The sequence below is a fragment of the Duganella sp. GW821-FHT07F09 genome, from assembly GCF_059418705.1.
In genome coordinates, this window is record NZ_JBWKQJ010000001.1 from 314,082 (window position 1) to 333,972 (window position 19,891).

Consider the following 19,891-nt stretch of genomic DNA (forward strand, 5'->3'; position numbering starts at 1 on the left):
CGCCATGTACACTCTGCGACTAATCGTCAAAAACGCCTTGCGCCACAAGCTGCGCACGTCGTTGACGATACTCGGCCTGGTGGTGGCGATCTTCGCCTTCGGCCTGCTGCAGACGGTCATCGACGCCTGGTACGCCGGCGCGGAAGGCGCCTCCAACACCACGCTGGTCACCCGGAACAAGACATCGCTGGTGTTTCCGCTGCCGCTATCCTACGAGGCGCGCATCCGCGCGGTTCCCGGCGTGACCGGGGTGGGCTACGCCAACTGGTTCCAGGGGACCTATAAAGACCCGAAAAACTTCTTTGCGCAGTTTGCCATCTCCGGCGCCAGCTATCTGGACATCTACCCCGACTACCTGCTGCCGCCCGACCAGCGCGCTGCCTTCCTGCGCGACCGCAAGGGCGCCATTGTCGGCCGCAAGCTGGCGGACCAATTCGGGTTCAAGGTCGGCGACATCATCCCGCTCAAAGGCACCATCTACCCTGGCGACTGGGAACTGGTCGTGCGCGGCATTTTCGACGGCAGGCAAAGCACGACCAATACGGCCACCCTGTTCCTGCACTGGGATTACGTCAACGAGTCGTTCAAGAAGACCATGCCCCGCCGCGCGAACCAGATCGGCGTGTACGTGGTGCGCATCGACGAGCCGGAAAATGCCGCCACCATCTCGGCGGCGATCGACAGGGAATTCAGCAATTCGCTGGCCGAGACGCTGACCGAGACGGAGAAGGCGTTCCAGCTCGGTTTCGTTTCGATGTCGGAGGCGATCGTGATGGCGATCCGCGTGGTGTCGTTCGTCGTGATCGTGATCATCGCGGCGGTGATGGCCAACACGATGGCCATGAGCGCGCGCGAACGCCTGGGCGAATACGCGACGCTCAAGGCGCTGGGCTTCGGCCCCGGCTTCCTCACCGCAATGATCCTGGGCGAATCGCTGTTGCTGTCGCTGTTCGGCGCGGCGCTGGGTATCGTCATCCTGTTTCCATTCGCGGCTTTCCTCGGCACGGTGATGGGAACGATGTTTCCCGTCTTTGAAGTGACGCGGTTGACGGTGATCCAGCAGATACTGGCCGCGCTGGCCGTCGGCTTGGTCGCGGCCATCGCGCCAACCTTACGGGCGACCCGCGTCAACATCGTCGAGGGATTGCGGAGCATAGGATGACAATGCGATGAAGATCCCGCTCTTCTACGTCGCCCGCAATTTATGGGCGCGGCGCCTGACCACGGCGCTGACCGCCGCCGGACTGGCACTGGTGGTGTTCGTATTCGCGACGGTGCTGATGCTCGATGAGGGCTTGCGCAACACGCTGGTGACCACCGGCGAGTACGACAACGTGGTGCTGATACGGCGCAGCGCCGACACCGAGGTGCAGAGCAGTGTGGAACGGACGCAAGCCAGTATCGTCTCCAGTCACCCTTCCATCGCGCTGGGCGCCGACGGCCAGCCCTTGCTGTCCAAGGAGACAGTGGTGCTCATCTCGCTCAACAAGCGCGGTTCGGCAAAACCGTCGAACGTCATTATCCGGGGCATAGGCCCGCGTGGGCTGATGCTGCGGCCACAAGTGCGGTTGACGGCCGGGCGCATGTTCCGGCCGGGCGCGTCGGAGATCATCGCCGGCGCCAGCATCGCGCGCCGCTTCTCCGGCGCCGGCATTGGCGAGACGCTGCGCTTCGGCCAGCGCGAATGGACGGTCGTGGGGTTGTTCGACGCGGGGAACAGCGGCTTCGATTCGGAAGTGTGGGGCGACGCCGATCAGTTGATGCCGGCCTTCCGGCGGGTCGCCTACTCGGCGGTCGTGCTGCGGCTGGCCGGTACGTCACTGTTCGACGGCTTCAAGAAGGATATCGAGGGCGATCAGCGCTTGACCCTCGACGCCAAGCGGGAGCAGACTTTTTATGCGGACCAGTCGAAGGCGCTGTCGACCTTCATCAGCGTGCTGGGGTTGATCTTGTCGGTGATTTTTTCGATCGGGGCCATGATCGGGGCGACGATCACCATGTATGCGTCGGTCGCCAACCGGGTTGGCGAGATCGGCACGTTGCGGGCGCTGGGGTTTCAGCGGCGGAGTATCCTGGCGGCGTTTTTGGCGGAGTCGATGCTGCTGGCGATGGTGGGCGGCGTGCTGGGGCTGGGATGCGCGTCGCTGATGCGGTTCATCTCGTTCTCGACCACGAATTTTCAGTCGTTCTCGGAGTTGGCGTTCGGGTTCAGGCTGACGGTGGATATTGTCGTCAAGACGCTGGTGTTTTCGCTGGCGATGGGATTTATCGGCGGGGTGCTGCCGGCGCTGCGGGCGGCGCGCATGAAGATTGTGGATGCATTGCGGGCGGTTTGAGGTGGTTGTCTTGCATGGGCCGTCGACGACTCACACATGGCCGAATACGGCGTTCCGCCTAATCCGCCCTACGTGTCTCCGGATTTGATCGACATTCCCGGGCCGCATTCCGCCGAGCGAACACGTGGCCGTCGGCGGTTCCTCCGGATTTCATAGACGTTACCGGGGCGGATGTCCGCCGCGGAAACACGTAGGGCGGATTAGCGAAGCGTAATCGGCCATGTATGTGCCGCCGACAACGCATATTGTCCCGACGCGCGGCTTACTACTCGGCGTCGGGCTGCTGCGACGGGTGCGCCTGCTGGAACGCCGGCAGCGCGGCGCAGGCGGCGTTGATCCGCATGACCGTGGGGTAAGGTGCCGTATCGACCTCGAACCGCTGCGCGTTGAACACCTGCGGCACGAGGCAGCAGTCGGCCAACGTCGGCGTGTCGCCATGCGAATAGGCACCCGTGCGCCCATCCCCGGCCAACAGCGCCTCCAGGGTTTCCAGTCCGCTGCGCAGCCAGTGCCGATGCCACTCCAGCTTGACCTCCTCGCTCAACCCCATCTCGCCCTTGATGTACTTCAGCACCCGCAGATTCCCCAGCGGATGCGTATCGGCCACCACCGTCAACGCCAGCGCACGCACGCGGGCCCGGCCCGCCGGATCGGCCGGCAGCAACGGGGTTTGCGGCCGTGTCTCCTCCAGATATTCCAGTATCGCCAGCGACTGGCCGATGACGGCGCCGTCGTCGTCCACCAGCGTGGGCAGCAGCGTGGACGGATTGACCGCCCGATAAGCGTCCGCCAGATGCTGGCCGCCATCGCGCAGCAGATGCACCGGCTGCGCCTCGTAATCCAGCCCCTTGAGATTGAGCGCGATCCGCACCCGGTAAGCGGCGGAACTGCGGAAGTAGGTGTAAAGCTTCATCGACGGCGCTCCCCATAATGCGCGACGGTCTGCTCGATCACGCCGAAGATGCTGGCGCCCTGCGCGTTCCGCATCTCGATCCGCACGCTGTCGCCGAATTTCAGGTAGTCCGTCTGCGGTTTGCCGGTTTCGATGGCTTCGTACATGCGCACCTCGGCCAGGCAGCAATATCCCACGCCGCCGTTGGCGATGCTCGACCCATTGAGCCCGCCCTGCTTGTTGGAGACGGTGCCGGAGCCGATGATGGTGCCGGCCGCCAGCTCCCGCGTGGCGGCGGCGTGCGCGACGAGCTGCGCGAAGTTGAAGGTCATGTCTTCGCCCGCATTCGGTTTGCCGAATGGCTTGTCGTTGATATCGACCAGCAGCGGCAGATGCAGTTTGCTGTCGGTCCAGTCATGACCCAATTCGTCCGGCGTGACCGCCACCGGCGAAAACGCGCTGGCCGCCTTGGACTGGAAGAAGCCGAAGCCCTTGGCCAGTTCGTTCGGAATCAGGTTGCGCAGCGAGACATCGTTGACCAGCATGACCAGCCGGATCGCCTTGCCGGCATCGGCCACGCTCACGCCCATCGGCACGTCGCCGGTGACGACGGCCACCTCGGCCTCCAGATCGATGCCCCACTCCTCAGACAGCGCGTAGATCGGATCGCGCGGGCCGATGAAACTGTCCGAGCCGCCCTGGTACATCAGCGGGTCGGTGTAGAACGACGCCGGCACTTCGGCGTTGCGTGCCTTGCGCACCAGTTCAACGTGATTGATGTAGGCCGAGCCGTCCGCCCATTGATAGGCGCGCGGCAGCGGCGAATGGCAGGCTTGCTGGTCGAACGGCTTGGCGTCGACCGAGTCGCCGGCGTTGAGCAGGGTGTACACCGCTTCCAGCCGGTCGTTGACCAGTTCCCAATGGTCCAGCGCATGCTGCAGCGTGGCCGAGATTTTCGGCACCAGCTGATATTGGGACAGGTCGCGGCTGACCACGACCAGACGGCCATCGCGGCTGTCGTCCTTCAATGTGGCGAGTTTCATGCCTGATCTCCCGCAGTGACGGCCGCCGGCGCGTGCATCCACGCTGCGTGCTTGGGCGCCTTGCGCGTTTTGGACCACTCCTCGAGCATCTCCCATTTGACGGCGTCGAGCTTTTGCATCATGTCGGGGGTGCCGGTGTTGACCGCCAATTCGAGGCGGTGGCCGTTGGGGTCGAAAAAGTAGATCGATTTGAAGATGGTGTGGTTGACCGGGCCGATGACGTCGATGCCGCCGGCGATCAGCCGCTCCCTGGCGGCCAGCAGGTCGTCCATGCTGTCGACCTCCATCGCCAGGTGCTGCACCCAGGCCGGCGTGTTGTGGTCGCGGTCCATCGGCGCCTGCGTCGGCAGCTCGAAGAAGGCCAGCACGTTGCCGTGGCCGGCGTCAAGGAAGACGTGCATATACGGGTCCGGCGCTTTGGTCGACGGTACTTCATCCTCGGCGATGGCCAGCACGAAGTCCATGTTCAGGTGCTTGACGTACCACTCGACGGTTTCCTTGGCGTCCCGGCAGCGGTACGCGACGTGGTGAATTTGTTTGATTTTCATAGTTGCCTCCAATTCTATTCTTTCGACATTAGATGCGAATCTCAGATATCATACAAACAGTATTTTTCCGGCCATTTATCAGGTTTTCCCATGAATCCAAGTTTGCGGCAAATGCGGGCACTGGTCGCGCTGGCCAAGACCGGCAGCTTCACCTTGGCGGCGGATCACCTCAACCTGACGCAATCGGCGCTCAGCGGCCAGATCAAGGAGCTCGAACAGATGCTCGGCGTGCGTGTTGTCGAGCGTACCACGCGCAAGACGCAGTTGTCGGAGCTGGGACGCGAACTGACGCCGTTGTTCGAGAAGATGCTGCAGGATCTGGACCGCGCAATGGCCGACATCGCCAGCCGCAAGGCGCTCAAGCAGGGCATCGTGCGCATCGCCGCGCCGCAGATGCTCTCATGTACCTTGCTGCCAGAGGCTATCGCCGCCTATTCCGCCCGCTATCCGGACGTGCAGGTGCGGCTGGCCGACAGCCCGGTCGAACAGGTGTCGGCGCGCGTGTTCAGCGGCGAGGTGGACTTCGGCATCGGGCCGGAGCGCGACGCCAACGTCGAGATCGAGGCGCAGCAATTGTTCGAGATGCCGTTCGTGGTCGTGTTTCCTGCCGGGCATGCGCTGGAGTCGCGCGAACGCATCACCTGGGCCGACATCAACGACTTCCCGTTCATTTCCTTACAGGGGCAGTTCACCGAGCGGCTGCTGCGCGATATGCATGTGTCGTTCCGCGAGCTGTCGCTCAGCCCGTATAACGAGGTGACCTTCATGACCACCGCGCTGGCGATGGTGCATGCGCGGCTGGGCATCACGGTCTGCCTGCCATACGCGGAAAAAATGGTGGCGCTGTATGGATTGCGGATGCGGCAATTGGTCGATCCCGAGCTCACGCGTCGTTTTTTTGTCTACACGCGCAACGCCCGCGCGCTGTCGCCGGCGGCCGAGAGTTTCGTCGCGTTCCTGCGGGATTACGTCGCGGCGCACCAGTGGAACGTTCCGCTCGGTTAACATATCTTACATTTTTCCCACTACCGCGGCCCATGCGGCGTGTGTATGCTTCGGTATATGAATATTCTGCATATCGACTCCTGCGCGCTGGGCGACAGTTCGCAATCGCGCCAACATACCGCCGCCGCCGTGGCGCGGCTGGCGTCCGCGCACGAGGGGGCCAGCGTGAACTATCGCGACCTTGCCGCCGCGCCCTTATCGCACGTCAGCGCGCCACTGCTGCAGGTGATGCGCAAGCAATGGAACAGCGCCATTCCCATGCACGCGGAGCTGCGGGCGGAGTCGCTGCTGAGCGCGTCGCTGTTGCAGGAATTCGTCGACGCCAACATCGTCGTGGTCGGCGCGCCGATGCACAACTACTTCACGCCATCGACCCTGAAAGCCTGGCTGGACCGCTTGCTGCACCTGCACGGTGACATGGAGAACCAGTGCGACTCGCAGCGTGTGATGCTGGTGACGTCCGGCTGGGGAGCGGACGACCCGCAACAGGCCGAGCTGATGCACAATTACGAAGGTCAGTTGACCGCGGCGTTCAAGTCCATTGGCGTCAAGCATCTGGACATCGCCCGCGCGGGCATGAACTGAACTTTACGCCCCCCTCCCCGGCGCACGCTCAAAACACAAACGACTATGACAGCAGACACCATCGCCATCAACCAAATGATGGACCAGTTCGACGGCCACCATAGCGTTTGGCTGTTCGGCTACGGCTCGCTGATTTACAAGGCAGACTTCCCCTACCTGCAACGCCGTCCGGCCAGCATCGCCGACTGGACGCGCCGCTTTTGGCAAGGTTCGCACGACCATCGCGGCACGCCGGAGGCGCCGGGCCGCGTGGTCACCATCATCGAGGAAGCCGGCGCCATTTGCCATGGCATGGCCTACCTGGTCACGCCGGAAGTCTTTTCCCACCTGGACCACCGCGAGAAGAACGGCTATCTGCGGCTGGCGACGACGATCACGTTCGATGACGGCGACGGCCATGGCGACAGCGGCGACAGCGTCGTCGGCCTGGTCTATATCGCCACGCCGGACAACACCGCCTTCCTCGGGGAGGCGTCGGAGCAGGAAATCGCGCGCCACATCGCCCGCTCCATCGGCCCAAGCGGCCCGAACAGCGACTACCTCAATCATTTGGCGCGCGCCCTGCGCGAACTGGGCCGCCACGACCAGCACGTCTTCGAGATCGAACGGCATCTGGCCGCGTTGAACACCCCTCCCTCAACGGTTCCGTCAGAATAAATCCAGCTGCCCTGCGTCGGCCGGCCGCGCGCGCGCGCCCAGCGGCGGCACCACCAGCGGACGGGTAAACTGCGACGCGTCCATGCTATGGAAGCGGCTGCCCTTGCCCGATAGTCCGAGACGCTCGGTGGCGATCTTGAAGCGTTGCCGTATCAATTCCGCCCACACGCCCTCGCCTTTCATGCGGGAGCCGAACGTGCTGTCGTAGTCCTTGCCGCCGCGCATTTCACGCACGCGGTTCATCACGCGCTGCGCCCGCTCCGGGAAGTGCGCCTGCAGCCATTGCTGGAACAGCGGCGCCACCTCCCAAGGTAACCGCAACACCGTGTAGTGGGCGGTGACGGCGCCGGCTTCCTTGACCGCCTCCAGCAAGCGCTCGATATCCGGCTCGGTGACGAACGGAATGATGGGCGCGACGCTGACGGCCACCGGAATGCCGGCGTCGGTGAGGGCGCGGATCGTGCGCAGGCGCCTCGCCGGGGCCGCCGCGCGCGGTTCCAGCGTGCGCGAGATGGCCGGGTCCAAGGTCGTGAGCGTGATGGCGACGCCGGCTTGCCGCTTGGCGGCCATCGCCGAGAGGATGTCGATATCCCGCTCGATCAACGACGATTTGGTGATCAGGCCGACCGGGTGCTGGCATTCCTGCAGCACTTCCAGCACGCGGCGCGTGAGTTTGCGCTCGCGCTCGCAGGGCTGGTAGGCGTCCGTGTTGACGCCGAGCGCGATCGACTCGGGCTCGTAGCCGGTCTTGGCCAGCTCGCGCCGCAGCATTTCCGGCGCGTTGACCTTGGCGAAAATCTTGCTCTCGAAGTCCATGCCCGGCGACAGGCCGAGATAGCTGTGCGTGGGACGGGCGAAGCAATAGATACAGCCATGCTCGCAGCCGCGATACGGGTTCAACGAAACACTGAACGGCAGGTCCGGCGAGGCGTTGCGGCTCAGGATCGATTTACAGTACTCGTCGGTGACCTGGGTTTTCCACGGCGACGCCTCCTCTTCCTCGCGCTCCCAGCCGTCGTCGTAGGCCTCCCGCGCGTTGACCTCGAAGCGCCCTTGCAGGTTCGATACCGCGCCACGGCCTTTTTGCGCCTTCAGCGAAGGCGGCGGCAGCATCACGTGCTCTTGGTTGTTTTCGTCGTGGTTCATGATACGTGGGCTCGATACCTGGGCTCGGGCACCGGCGGGGATCGCCGGCGCTGCGCCAATACTGTATATATATCCAGTATTCTAAGCGCTCCAAATGGCCATATCAAGCGAAAAATCAAAGGTGCGGCCTGCGCGCCTTTGGCGCCCGCGTCCGAACTGGTATCATGCGGGGCTTCCGGGGGAAAGACTTTCCCCGCGCCCCGCGCGCCCCCACCCCACATTCCGCCAGGCTGCCGCCCCAGGCAGCGGCCCGGCTCACTCTACGCGAGCTAAACATGAACAATTCGACTCAACCGTTGCCGTCTTTTTTTAGCCGGATATCGATCGCCATCGGCGCCTTCTTCCGCGCGCTGTCCGATGCCGAATACGCCGCGCGCCTGGCGCGCATCGCCGCCGGCGAACCGCAGCCTTCCGCCGCGCCGGTTGCCGCTCCGGCGCCAGCCCCCGCACCGGCGCCCGTTCCGGCTCCGGCCCCGGTCACGCTGCGCGTCGCCACGCCGGATGCCGCGCTCCAGCTGCTTGGCCTGTTCCAGCGCGAGGCGCGCCTGATCGACTTCACCCAGGAAAACCTGAGCGCCTATTCGGACGCCGACATCGGCGCCGCCGCGCGCGTGGTGCACGAAGGCTGCGGCAAGGTGCTGCGCGAGCACTTCACCATCGAGGCCATTCGCAGCGAGGCCGAAGGCAGCCGCGTGGTGCTGGAGGAAGGCTTCGACGCCAGCGCCGTGCGCCTGACCGGCAACGTCGTCGGCAAGGCGCCGTTCCGCGGCGCGTTGAGCCATCGCGGCTGGCGCGCATCGAACGTGCGCCTGCCGAAACTGGCCGAAGCGCACGACGCGGCGATCCTGGCCCCGGCGGAGGTGGAATTATGAGCGACCCACGCTACGCCATCGGCATCGACCTTGGCACCACCCATAGCGCCCTTTCCTATGTCGACCTGGCCACCAGCGACGGCGAAAAAACCCGGCACGGCGTGCTGGCGATTCCGCAGCTGACGGCGCCGGGCACGGTGGAAGACCTGGCGCTGCTGCCATCCTTCCTGTATCTGCCGCACGCCGACGAATTGGCGCCGGGCGATTTGAGCCTGCCGTGGCAGCAGTCGGCGGCCGAACAAACCGGCGTGGCCGGCGAAATGGCGCGCAGCCGTGGCGCCACCACGCCGATACGCCTGGTCTCCAGCGCCAAGAGCTGGTTGAGCCACCCGGGCGTGGACCGCCGCAGCGCCCTGCTGCCGAACGACGCGCCGGAGGAAGTCACGCGCGTCTCGCCGCTGGAGGCGTCGACCCGCTACCTGTCGCATCTGCGCCAGGCATGGGAGCAGGCGCACCCTGAGGCGCCGTTCGGCGAACAGGCGGTGACGGTGACGATCCCCGCCTCCTTCGATCCCGGCGCGCGCGAACTGACCGCCGACGCGGCGCGCGCCGCCGGCTACACCAATCTGACCCTGCTGGAGGAACCGCAGGCCGCCTTGTACAGCTGGATCCAGGGCAGCGAAGGCCGCTGGCGCAAAGAAGTCAAACCGGGCGACATCATTCTGGTGGTGGACGTCGGCGGCGGCACCAGCGACTTCTCGCTGATCGCCGTGCTGGAACGCGACGGCGTCCTGGAGCCGCACCGCATCGCGGTCGGCGATCACATTCTGCTCGGCGGCGACAACATGGACCTGGCGCTGGCGCATCTGGTGGCACGCAAGCTGGCCGCCAACGGCACGCAGCTCGATCCTTGGCAGATGCGCGCGCTCACCTACGGCTGCCGCACGGCCAAGGAAAAGCTGCTGGCCGATGCCACCGTCGAAACCTGGCCTATCGTGGTGCCGAGCCGGGGGTCGAAACTGATCGGCGGTTCGATCCGCACCGAGCTGACGCGCGACGAAGTGACGACCTTCATTCTCGACGGCTTCTTCCCGGCGGTGGACGCGGCGGCGCGTCCGGCAGTGCGCACGCGCGCGGGCCTGACGCAGCTTGGCCTGCCGTATGCGCAGGACGCGGGCATCACACGCCACCTGGCCGCGTTCCTGGCTCGCCAGGTCGGCGCCACCGGCGAACTGGAAGGCTACGCCGGCAAGCACAGTGCCGACGCCAGCTTCCTGCATCCGACGGCGGTGCTGTTCAACGGCGGCGTGTTCAAGTCCGAGCTGCTGGGGCAACGCGTCATGGCCACCCTCAATGACTGGCTGTATATGGAAGGCGCGGAGCCGGCCCGCATGCTGGGCGGCGCCGATCTGGATCTGGCGGTCGCGCGCGGCGCGGCTTATTACAGCTACGTGCGTCGCGGTAGCGGTGTGCGGATTCGCGGCGGTACGGCGCGCGCCTACTACGTGGCGATCGAATCGTCGATGCCGGCCATCCCCGGCATGGAACCGCCGATCCAGGCGCTGTGCGTGGCGCCGTTCGGCATGGAGGAAGGCAGCGAGATCGAACTGCCGAACCAGGAGTTCGGCCTGGTCGTCGGCGAGCCGGTGCAGTTCCGCTTCTTCGGGTCCTCGGTGCGCCGCCAGGACCAGATCGGCGACCTGCTGGACTTCTGGGGTCCGGAGGAACTGATCGAGTTGAACGAGATCCAGGCCACGCTGTCGCCGGAAGGCCGTCAGGCCGGCGACGTGGTGCAGGTGCGCTTGCATGCGATGGCGACCGAATCGGGAACGCTTGAATTGCTCGCCGTTGCCAACGACGGCCAGCGCTGGAAAGTGGAGTTCGACGTTCGTTCCGGCTCCACGGAAGGCGCCGCCGCCTGAGCATGAGTCAATACATCGTCAGCATCGACCTTGGCACCACCAATACGGTGCTGGCCTATTCGGCGCCCGGCAAAGCCGACATCCAGCTGTTCGACATCGAGCAGTTGGTGGCGCCGGGCGAGGTTGGCGCTGGCGCGCTGCTGCCGTCGGTGCGCTACCACCCCGCCGAGGGCGAGCTGGCCGACGGCGAATTGCAACTGCCATGGCGGCAGGACGACGTGGCCGGTTTGCGGCAGGTGGTCATCGGACGACTGGCGCGCAACATGGGCGCGCAGGTGCCCGGGCGTCTGGTCTCCAGCGCCAAGAGCTGGCTGTCGCATCCCAACGTGGACCGCACGGCGGCGATCCTGCCATGGGGCTCCGAAGCCGAGGTAGCCAAGGTGTCGCCGGTGGCCGCCAGCGCTTCCTATCTTGCGCATCTGCGCTCCGCGTGGAATACGCGCTTTCCTTCCCATCCGCTGGAACGCCAGCAGATCGTCCTGACGATTCCCGCCTCCTTCGACGAGGGCGCGCGGGCGCTGACACTTGAAGCGGCGCGCATGGCCGGTCTGCCCGGCCTGCGCCTGCTGGAGGAGCCGCAGGCGGCCTTCTACGATTGGCTGTACCGCCAGCGCGCGACGCTCGCCGCCGATCTGGCCGAAACGCGCCTGCTGCTGGTGTGCGACGTCGGCGGCGGCACCACCGACTTCAGTCTGATCAAGGTCGCTATGGTCGACGGCCAGCCGGAGATCAGCCGCATCGGCGTCGGCAATCACCTGATCCTCGGCGGCGACAATATGGATCTGGCGCTGGCGCATCTGGTCGAGACGCGCATGGCGGCCGCCCAGGGTGGCGAGGCGCCTCCTCCTCGCCTGTCGTCAAGCCGGCTGGCGCAACTGGCGGAGCGCTGCCGCGCGGCGAAGGAGCTGCTGCTGGCGGCGGACGCGCCGGAGCGCGCCACCGTCACCTTGCTCGGTTCCGGCTCGCGCCTGATCGGCGGTTCCCGCTCCGCCGAGCTAACGCGCGACGAAGTGGCGGCGCTGGTGGTGGATGGTTTCTTTCCGTTGAACCCGTCGCGCGAACCCGCCACGCGCGGGCGCGGCGCGATCATCGAGTTCGGACTGCCCTATGCCAGCGACGCCGCCATCACGCGTCATCTCGCGGGCTTCCTGCGCCAGCACGCGGCGGCCGCGCGCGAGGCGTTGGACCTGCCGGTCGACGACCATGCGACGATACCGGTTCCCGATACGTTGCTGCTGAACGGCGGCGTTTTCCGCGCCGACGCCCTGGCCCGCCGTTTGGAGGCGGTGCTCTCGAGTTGGCGCGGCACACCGCTGCGCGTTCTGAACAACGACGATCCCGATGTCGCCGTCGCGCGCGGCGGCGTGGCCTACGCGCTGGGTCAGAGCGGCCGGGCGCCGGTCATCGGCGGCGGCTCGCCGCGCAGTTACTTCCTGCTGCTCGACGAGCAACAGCGCGCCGACAAGCCGTGCCGCGCCGTCTGCATCCTGCCACGCGGCAGCGCGGAGAACCGCGAAATCCTGCTGGCCGAGCGCACCTTCACGCTGCGGCTTGGCCGGCCGGTGCGCTTCCACCTGGCTTCTTCGACGTCGGACGCCACCCCGCCGCAGGCGGGGGAACTGGTCGAGCTTCAGCCGGACGATTACGTCCAACTGCCACCGATAGCCACGGTGCTGCGCGACAGCGGCGCCGCCGACGCCCGCAAGGAAATCCCGGTGCAACTGGCCACCACGCTGAGCGAAGTCGGTACGCTGGAAGTGCATTGCGTGGCGATCGAAGACGCGCAGCGCTGGCTGCTGGAATTCCAGCTGCGCGGCGACACCGGCATCGCGGAGACCGACGACGTGGGCACGAACGTCCCCCGGGACGCGCCGATGCCGGCGGGCCTGAACGCGGCTATCGACAAGGTAGACCGTATCTTCGGCAGCCGCGCGCAGCAGGTCGACGTCAAGGAAGTCAAACAACTGCGCGCGCAACTCGAACACCTGTTGGGCAGCCGCGAAAGCTGGACCACGCCGCTGCTGCGACGCCTGTTCGACGCGCTGATCGAACGCGCCAAGGGCCGCCGCCGGTCGTCGGAACACGAGCGCGCGTGGCTCAATCTGAGCGGCTACTGCCTGCGTCCCGGATTCGGCCACCCGCTCGACGAGTGGCGCATCGAAAAATTGTGGGCGATGTTCGACGCCGGCGCCCAGCACCACAAGGACAGCCAGGTCTGCGCCGAGTGGTGGACCTTGTGGCGGCGCGCGGCCGGCGGCTTGAGCGTGGAAGCGCAGTTGCGGGTGCTCGACGATTTCGCCTTCAACGTCCAGGCGGACGCGCAGGAGCGCGGCCGGCGCCCGCAAACGCTGGTCAACGGCAGCGAGGAGGACATGCTGCGCCTGGGCGCGTCGCTAGAACGCATACCCGGCAACTACAAGGCGGAAATCGGCGCATGGATGCTGTCGCGGCTTGATGCGGCAACCCGCGCGGCAGTAAAGGCCGGGGCCAACAAGACCCGTGCCGGCGCGGCGGATGCCGGCAAGGCGGAAGCGGCGCAGGCGCGCTTTCTGTGGGGCTTGAGCCGCGTCGGCGCTCGCCAGCCCTTCCACGGCAGCGCGCATGATGTCGTCGACAGCGCGGTCGTCGAGCAGTGGCTCTCAAAAATACTGGCGCTGGACTGGAAGAAGGTGGAGCCGGCCGGCTTCGCGGCGTCCCATCTGGCACGCATGACGGGCGACCGTTCGCGCGACATCGACGAGACCTTGCGCTCCGAAATACTGCGGCGCCTCGCCGCGATCGGCGCTCCCGCGAATTGGAGCGCGATGGTGCGCGAAGTGGTGCAACTCGATCAGGCCGACGAAAAACGCATGCTGGGCGAGTCGCTGCCGCCCGGCCTGAAGCTGATCGCCTGATCAGGGGCGTACGTAGCTGGCCTGTTGGGCGACGAAACCGTCGAAGGCGTCGATCAGCGGATTGAATTTGTGCGGGTCGTTTTCCAGTTGCGCCAATGCGTACGCCGTGGCCTCCAGCGTCGATAGCTGGTCCGGCAGATGCGCCTTGCGTATCAGGTAGTGCGACGGCGGCGTGTCGCGCAGCGGTAGCCGGGGCAACGCTTGCAGCGGCGGATTCAGATACAACATCTTGCGGCTCTTGCGCCAGGTCCCATCGAGCACCACCAGCCGCAATCGCTGCGGCTCGCCGAGCCAATCCTGACCGAACACCGGCGGCGTGGCGAGGCCCAGCGATTTGTCCTCCATCGTCTCCGGATACAGCAGCACGTTGCGGCGATCCCCGGAAAGCAGTTCGCCCAGCCGATCCGGCTCGAACGCTTCGCCGCATTCCAGCCGGCTGCTGGACAAACTCAGATGCAGCAGGCGCGCGCTGCCCTTGGCGTTGGCGACCTCCATCGGATGCTGCAGGATCAGCACTTCCACCTGGTTCAACACGGATACCACCCAGCGGCAGATGCAAGTTTGCAGCGGCCGCAGACACGCAGCGCATTGCGCCCGGGTGCTGCGCGGCTTGGATGGTGCGGCGTCGGTACTGGTCATAGACCATCATTGTACCGAAGCGCCGTCTCGCTTAGAACTCTTCCCAGCCGTCCGCGTCGTTGGTGGTGACGGCCTTGCGCGTGTTATCGGGCACCGGCTTGCGGGCGGGCGCGGAAACGGCGGCGACAGCGGCGGGGGCGGCACGGCGCGGCGGCAGCGCCGGACGTGTCGGCGCGCGCGGAGCACTCCGGGTGCTGGACGCGGCCGCCGGCGCGGGCAACTGCAAGCCATCGAGCTTGAACACGCTCACCACGTCGGCCAGCTTGGCCGACTGCTCCTGCATCGATTCCGCCGCCGCCGCGGCCTGTTCGACCAGCGCCGCGTTCTGCTGCGTCACTTGGTCCATCTGGGTGATGGCGTCGTTGACCTGGGCGATACCGATGCTCTGCTCTTCGCTGGCGTGGCTGATCTGCGTCATGATCTGGGTCACGCGGTTGATGCTGGTGACGATCTCGCTCATGGTTTCGCCGGCTTTGTTGACCAGGTCCGAGCCCTGCGAGACCTTTTCGACCGAGTCGTGGATCAAGCTCTTGATGTCCTTGGCGGCCGATGCCGAGCGCTGCGCCAGATTGCGCACCTCCGAGGCGACCACCGCGAAGCCGCGTCCCTGCTCGCCGGCGCGCGCGGCTTCCACCGCCGCGTTCAGGGCGAGAATATTGGTCTGGAAGGCGATACCGTCGATGACCGAGATGATTTCCACGATTTTGCGTGAAGAGTCGTTGATGGAACCCATGGTGTTGACCACCTCGCCCACCACGGCGCCGCCACGGCTGGCGATTTGCGCGGCGCTGATCGCCAGCGCGTTGGCCTCCCGCGCGTTCTCCGCGTTGAACTTCACCGTCGACGTCAACTCCTCCATCGACGATGCCGTCTCCTCCAGCGAACTGGCTTGCTCCTCCGTGCGCGACGACAGGTCCTGATTGCCGGCGGCGATCTCGGTGGACGCGGTGGCCATCAGATCGGTGCCATTGCGTACCTGGCCGACGATGCTGACCAGGTTCGAGTTCATGATTTTCAGGGCGCTCATCAACTGCCCGGTTTCGTCCTTGCTGTGAACCTGGATATCGCTGGTCAAATCGCCGGACGATACGGTCTCCGCGACCTTCACCGCCTCGTTGATCGGCTTCGTGATCGTATGCGTGATCCACCAGGCGGCAAAGACGCCCATGACGATGGCGGCAAGGCCCAGCATCACGAGCAAGGTGCGCCCGCTGGTGTACTGGTCGTGGATCTCGACGGCGGCGGCGTCGAGCAAGTCGGCCTGCCGCTCCGAGAAGGTGTGCAGCGCCGCTAGATAACTGGTGCGGGTTTGCGCCAGATCGCCTTCATAGAGTTTTTTACCCAGTTCAAGGTCGCCCTTGGCCTTGGCGGCAAAGACAGCCTTGCGCACGTCGGTGTAGGCTTTGCGCGTGTCCAGCACCTGCTTGAACAGCGGTTTGAGCGCCTCGTCCTCGATGGTGGCGCCGATCTGGTCCTGGATCTTGGTCGCGCGCCCGGATGATGCCGCCATCAGCGTTTCCAGACTTTTCTGATCGGCCGCATCGGCGACCATCCAGGCGCCCGTGGTGCGCGCGGCGTTGACCTCGATGATCTTGCCCCACTCGGCGATCAGTCGCTGGTCGCGGATTTTCACGTCGATCATATGGTCCGTCATCGCGCTGGCGCTACTGAGACGCATGATGCCGATGATGGTCATCGTGGTCAGTAATAACAGGATGAGCGAAAAGCCGAAGCCGAGCCGTGTGCCGATTTTCAGGTTGTTCATGGCGAACCCCTAGCGAAAGGATCAGAGATGTCTGGCCCATGCTAGCACTGTTCCATAGAATCTGTAGCACTGAGAGAAAGATTAGGTGTTGCGTTACAACAACTACTTGGTGAAAATGCGCGCCGCGCTCACTCGCCTCCCGACTGCGAACCCAACAACTCTTCAAGGCCGGCGATGGATCCCGGGTCTTTGATGACGGCGCGCAGCCAGACGTGCAGCGGCATGTCGCCCCAGCTGGCGGCTTTGTCGGCGAGATAGGCAACCGGGCTATGGGGCTCGGTGCGGCGGAAGAAATCGGCCACATGGCGCAATTGCGACAGGGCCTGGACACGGTTTTGTACCGCGCCACCCGGCGCGGCCGCCGCCACCTGGCCGACAACGCCCGATACTGCGCCACCGGCCATCGCCATCGCGGCCGGGCTGCCGACAGGCGCGATGGCGGTGATCACGGCCTGCAAAGCGTCTTTGGCGGCGCTGAAACCCGGACCTTCTGCGCCCAGGCGCCGGTCCACCACGCGCTCCAGCTCACAGAGCATGGCCAGGCAGTATTCGGCATCCGGCAGCAGCGCCGCGCCACCGTCCAGCGACATCTCCCTGACCAGCACCAGGGTACGCGTAAGTAGCCAATACAGGTTGCCTATGCGTTGGTCGTAGTCGCCGTCATCGGCCAGCGGATGCAAGCCTTCCCAGTAATGCTCGCACAGGCCCGACAGCAGGGCGTAGCCATCGCCCAGGCCGCGCAGGCCCCGTGTTTTGGCGTGGGCTTCGGCCAGCCAGACGGCCAGCCGCAGGTCCTTGGTCTTCGTTTCGATCATGATGGCGCAGCGGCTGCCGACGAACTGCCAGTCGGCCTCCTTCAGCTCCGCCACCCATTCGCCCTGATCGAGTGTGGGGTCGTCGTAGGTGCGGGCGTGGGCGATGGCGTCCACCTCGCTGCTGAAGGACAGGTCCCCGCCGCAGATCCGGTCCGCGCTGATGGGTAATAGCAGTTGTGCGATGCTGAACATGGTGGCTCCTTGCTATTTGATGGTGTATTTGAACTGGCCCTGCTTGCTGGCGCCGACCTTGATCCTGGCGATCGCCGCGCCCTGCGCCATCTTTTCCAGCACCGCCTCGGCGATCTCCGGCAGCAGGCTGCCGTTCAGGATATGGTCGACATTGCGGGCGCCGGAATCGACCTCCGTGCAACGCGCCAGCACCGCTTCGACCAGTGCCTCGTCGTAGCTGAACTCCGCGTGGTGCTGGTCGCGGATGCGCTGGCCGATGCGGTCCAGCTTCAGCCCGATGATGCGCGCCAGTACCTGGTCCGGGATCGGGTAGTACGGCACCACCTTGAGCCGGCCGAGGAAGGCCGGTTTGAAGTGTTTGACGAGTTGTGGCCGCAGCATCTGCTCCAGTTCATCCACCGTTGGCGGGGTTTCCTTGTTCAGGCATGCCTGCATGACGGCCGCCGAGCCGGCGTTGGAGGTGGCGATGATGATGGTGTTGCGGAAGTCGATCTCGCGCCCTTCCGCATCATCCATTACGCCCTTGTCGAAGACCTGGAAGAACAGCTCCGTGACGTCCGGGTGGGCTTTTTCGATTTCGTCGAGCAGCACCACGCTATAAGGATTGCGGCGCACCGCCTCGGTCAGCACCCCGCCCTGGCCGTAGCCGACGTAGCCGGGTGGCGAGCCTTTGAGGCCGGAGACGCTGTGCGCCTCCTGGTATTCGCTCATGTTGATCGTCAGGAGCTTGCGCTCGCCGCCGTACAACAGATCGGCCAGAGCCAAGGCGGTTTCCGTCTTGCCGACACCAGAGGGGCCGACGAACATGAACACGCCTTTGGGTTTGTTCGGATCGTCCAGGTTGGCGCGCGCGGTGCGCACCCGCTGTGCCACGGCGGCGATGGCCGCAGGCTGGCCGAGGATGCGGGCTTCCAGCGCGTCCTGCAATTTAAGCACGGTGCGGATTTCGTCCTTGACCATTTTCCCCAGCGGGATGCCGGTCCAGCCGGAGACGATGGCGGCGACCGTCGCGGCATCGACTTCCACCGGCACCATCGGCGTCTCGCCCTGCAGCGCGGCCAACTCCTCCTTCAGCGCGCGGATTTCATCGGCGCCATCGCTGCCAGCGCGCAGACGGGAGATGGCGGCGACGATCGACTGCTCGCGCTGCCAGCGATCGCCGTTCTTCGCATGCTCCTCGGCCAGCGCCGCGCGGGTGTCGGTCAACTTTTGCAGGCGCTGGCGACGCGCCGCCTCGGCACTCTTTTCGCCGCCCTCTTCGCGCTGCAAAGCGTTGATCTCCGCGTCGATGCGCTCCATGCCCTTCGCCGCCGATTCCAGCAACGCGGGCGTGCCGCTCTGTCCCAGCGCGACGCGGGCGCAGGCCGTATCGAGCACGCTGACGGCCTTGTCGGGCAACTGGCGGCCGCTGATATAGCGATGCGACAGGCGGACCGCCTCGGTCACCGCTTCATCGCGGATACGGATGCCGAAGTGCTTTTCCATCAATGGCGTCATCGCGCGCAGCATGGCGCTGGCGATTTCCTCGCTCGGCTCCTCGACCTTGACGACCTGGAAGCGCCGCGCCAGCGCGGCATCCTTCTCGAAGTACTTTTTGTACTCGCTCCAGGTGGTGGCGGCGATGGTGCGCAATTCGCCACGCGCCAACGCCGGCTTGAGCAGGTTGGCGGCGTCGTTCTGCCCGGCCGCGCCGCCGGCGCCGATCATCGTGTGCGCCTCGTCGATGAACAGGATGACACCGTGCGGGCTTTGTTTGACTTCATCGATGACGTTCTTCAGGCGGTTTTCAAACTCACCCTTGACGCTGGCGCCGGCCTGCAGCAGGCCCATGTCCAGCGTGCGGATCTCCACGCCGCGCAACACGGCCGGCACGTCTCCGGCGGCGATGCGCAAGGCCAGGCCCTCCACCACCGCCGTTTTGCCCACGCCCGCCTCGCCGGTGAGGATGGGATTGTTTTGACGGCGGCGCAGCAGGATGTCGATCATCTGGCGCACCTCGGTCTCCCGGCCTATCACGGGATCCAGCTTGCCTTCACTGGCGACGCGCGTCAGGCTGGTGGTGTACTGGTCAAGCGCCGGCGTCCGGGGGCCGCTCTGGCGCGCCGCATCGACAAGCGGCGCCACCGGCGGTTCGCCGTCGGCCGTGGAGGCGGCGGTGGTTTCCTCCTGCGAGCCACTGGTATACTTGTCCAGCCGGTGTTTGACTTCGTCGATCGGAATCCGCGCAAACGTGGACGAAGCGCGGTGCGCGATCTGCGACAGTTCCGGGTCTGTCAACAGCGCGACCAGCAGATGCGCGCTGCGAATGCCATTCGGCTGCGGTGTCGCCAGCGACGCGATCAGCCACGCGTTCTCCAGCAGCAGCGGCAGATGGTGCGAAAACACCGGCGTGCGCGTGCTGCCCGTCTTGAACTGGCTGACCTCATGATGCAGGTCGGCCTCCAGCGTGTCGATACTGACGCCGCACTGGCGCGCGATCAGCACCACGTCGCATCGCTCCTGCTCGATCAACGCCAGGAACAGGTGCTCGACCTCCACCTCATACTGGCCAAGCGCCACGCAGATGCTGGCGGCCCGTGTGGCGGCCAGGCGCGTGGTGTCATTCAATTTGCCGATCAGTGTTTTCAGATTCAGATTCAT

At 65.5% G+C, this 19,891-nt stretch carries 16 protein-coding genes; 8 read left to right on the forward strand and 8 right to left on the reverse strand.

Annotated elements, in window-relative coordinates:
- Window positions 1–4: 4 nt before the first annotated feature.
- Complete coding sequence (locus tag AC07P1_RS01450; RefSeq protein ID WP_494694162.1) at window positions 5–1,162, forward strand: ABC transporter permease; 1,158 nt, start codon at window positions 5–7, stop codon at window positions 1,160–1,162.
- 7 nt (window positions 1,163–1,169) lie between these two features.
- Entirely contained in the window at window positions 1,170–2,336 is a 1,167-nt protein-coding gene (locus AC07P1_RS01455) for an ABC transporter permease (RefSeq protein WP_494694163.1), read from the forward strand.
- Between the two features lie 265 nt (window positions 2,337–2,601).
- Here the strand turns inward: AC07P1_RS01455 and maiA are convergent, their stop codons facing one another.
- Genes maiA through AC07P1_RS01470 form a run of 3 tightly spaced genes read right to left on the reverse strand, consistent with a single transcriptional unit; the run spans window position 2,602 to window position 4,819 of the window.
- Window positions 2,602–3,249 carry a maleylacetoacetate isomerase gene (gene maiA / locus AC07P1_RS01460; protein WP_494694164.1) on the reverse strand — a complete coding sequence of 216 codons (648 nt, stop codon included), beginning with the start codon at window positions 3,247–3,249 and terminating at the stop codon, window positions 2,602–2,604.
- The gene (locus AC07P1_RS01465) at window positions 3,246–4,271 is read right to left on the reverse strand and encodes a fumarylacetoacetate hydrolase family protein (RefSeq protein ID WP_494694165.1); all 1,026 of its coding nucleotides are present in this window, start codon (window positions 4,269–4,271) and stop codon (window positions 3,246–3,248) included. The genes maiA and AC07P1_RS01465 overlap by 4 nt, the downstream gene beginning before the upstream one ends.
- Complete coding sequence (locus tag AC07P1_RS01470; protein ID WP_494694166.1) at window positions 4,268–4,819, reverse strand: VOC family protein; 552 nt, start codon at window positions 4,817–4,819, stop codon at window positions 4,268–4,270. The genes AC07P1_RS01465 and AC07P1_RS01470 overlap by 4 nt, the downstream gene beginning before the upstream one ends.
- Before the next feature lie 90 nt (window positions 4,820–4,909).
- Between AC07P1_RS01470 and AC07P1_RS01475 the strand changes: the two genes are divergently transcribed.
- Genes AC07P1_RS01475 through AC07P1_RS01485 form a run of 3 tightly spaced genes read left to right on the forward strand, consistent with a single transcriptional unit; the run spans window position 4,910 to window position 7,066 of the window.
- Window positions 4,910–5,824 (forward strand): LysR family transcriptional regulator, encoded by a 915-nt coding sequence (locus AC07P1_RS01475; RefSeq protein ID WP_494694167.1) that lies wholly within the window; start codon window positions 4,910–4,912, stop codon window positions 5,822–5,824.
- A 57-nt stretch (window positions 5,825–5,881) separates the two neighbouring features.
- Complete coding sequence (locus AC07P1_RS01480) at window positions 5,882–6,409, forward strand: NAD(P)H-dependent oxidoreductase (RefSeq protein WP_494694168.1); 528 nt, start codon at window positions 5,882–5,884, stop codon at window positions 6,407–6,409.
- Between the two features lie 45 nt (window positions 6,410–6,454).
- Entirely contained in the window at window positions 6,455–7,066 is a 612-nt protein-coding gene (locus AC07P1_RS01485; RefSeq protein WP_494694169.1) for a gamma-glutamylcyclotransferase, read from the forward strand.
- Here AC07P1_RS01485 and AC07P1_RS01490 read toward each other — a convergent pair.
- Window positions 7,058–8,212, reverse strand: coding sequence for a PA0069 family radical SAM protein (locus tag AC07P1_RS01490; protein ID WP_494694170.1), 1,155 nt, complete (start codon window positions 8,210–8,212; stop codon window positions 7,058–7,060). The two genes, AC07P1_RS01485 and AC07P1_RS01490, sit on opposite strands and share 9 nt — an antisense overlap.
- A 275-nt stretch (window positions 8,213–8,487) precedes the next feature.
- Between AC07P1_RS01490 and AC07P1_RS01495 the strand changes: the two genes are divergently transcribed.
- From AC07P1_RS01495 to AC07P1_RS01505, 3 genes are read left to right on the forward strand one after another with little or no spacing between them, the layout of a single operon-like run.
- Window positions 8,488–9,084 (forward strand): DUF2760 domain-containing protein, encoded by a 597-nt coding sequence (locus AC07P1_RS01495; RefSeq protein ID WP_363504425.1) that lies wholly within the window; start codon window positions 8,488–8,490, stop codon window positions 9,082–9,084.
- On the forward strand, window positions 9,081–10,946 hold the full coding sequence (locus AC07P1_RS01500) for an Hsp70 family protein (protein WP_494694171.1): 1,866 nt from the start codon (window positions 9,081–9,083) through the stop codon (window positions 10,944–10,946). The genes AC07P1_RS01495 and AC07P1_RS01500 overlap by 4 nt, the downstream gene beginning before the upstream one ends.
- Before the next feature lie 2 nt (window positions 10,947–10,948).
- Window positions 10,949–13,840, forward strand: a complete 2,892-nt coding sequence (locus tag AC07P1_RS01505) for an Hsp70 family protein (protein ID WP_494694172.1) — start codon at window positions 10,949–10,951, stop codon at window positions 13,838–13,840.
- Here AC07P1_RS01505 and AC07P1_RS01510 read toward each other — a convergent pair whose 3' ends face one another.
- The 4 genes from AC07P1_RS01510 to tssH all read right to left on the reverse strand — a co-directional run bounded on the left by AC07P1_RS01510 (window position 13,841) and on the right by tssH (window position 19,891).
- On the reverse strand, window positions 13,841–14,479 hold the full coding sequence (locus AC07P1_RS01510; RefSeq protein WP_494694173.1) for a tRNA-uridine aminocarboxypropyltransferase: 639 nt from the start codon (window positions 14,477–14,479) through the stop codon (window positions 13,841–13,843). It lies immediately after the preceding gene.
- A gap of 31 nt (window positions 14,480–14,510) precedes the next feature.
- Complete coding sequence (locus AC07P1_RS01515) at window positions 14,511–16,244, reverse strand: methyl-accepting chemotaxis protein (protein WP_494694174.1); 1,734 nt, start codon at window positions 16,242–16,244, stop codon at window positions 14,511–14,513.
- A gap of 128 nt (window positions 16,245–16,372) precedes the next feature.
- Complete coding sequence (gene tssA, locus AC07P1_RS01520; RefSeq protein WP_494694175.1) at window positions 16,373–17,251, reverse strand: type VI secretion system protein TssA; 879 nt, start codon at window positions 17,249–17,251, stop codon at window positions 16,373–16,375.
- Window positions 17,252–17,263: 12 nt separating this feature from the next.
- Entirely contained in the window at window positions 17,264–19,891 is a 2,628-nt protein-coding gene (gene tssH / locus AC07P1_RS01525; protein WP_494694176.1) for a type VI secretion system ATPase TssH, read from the reverse strand.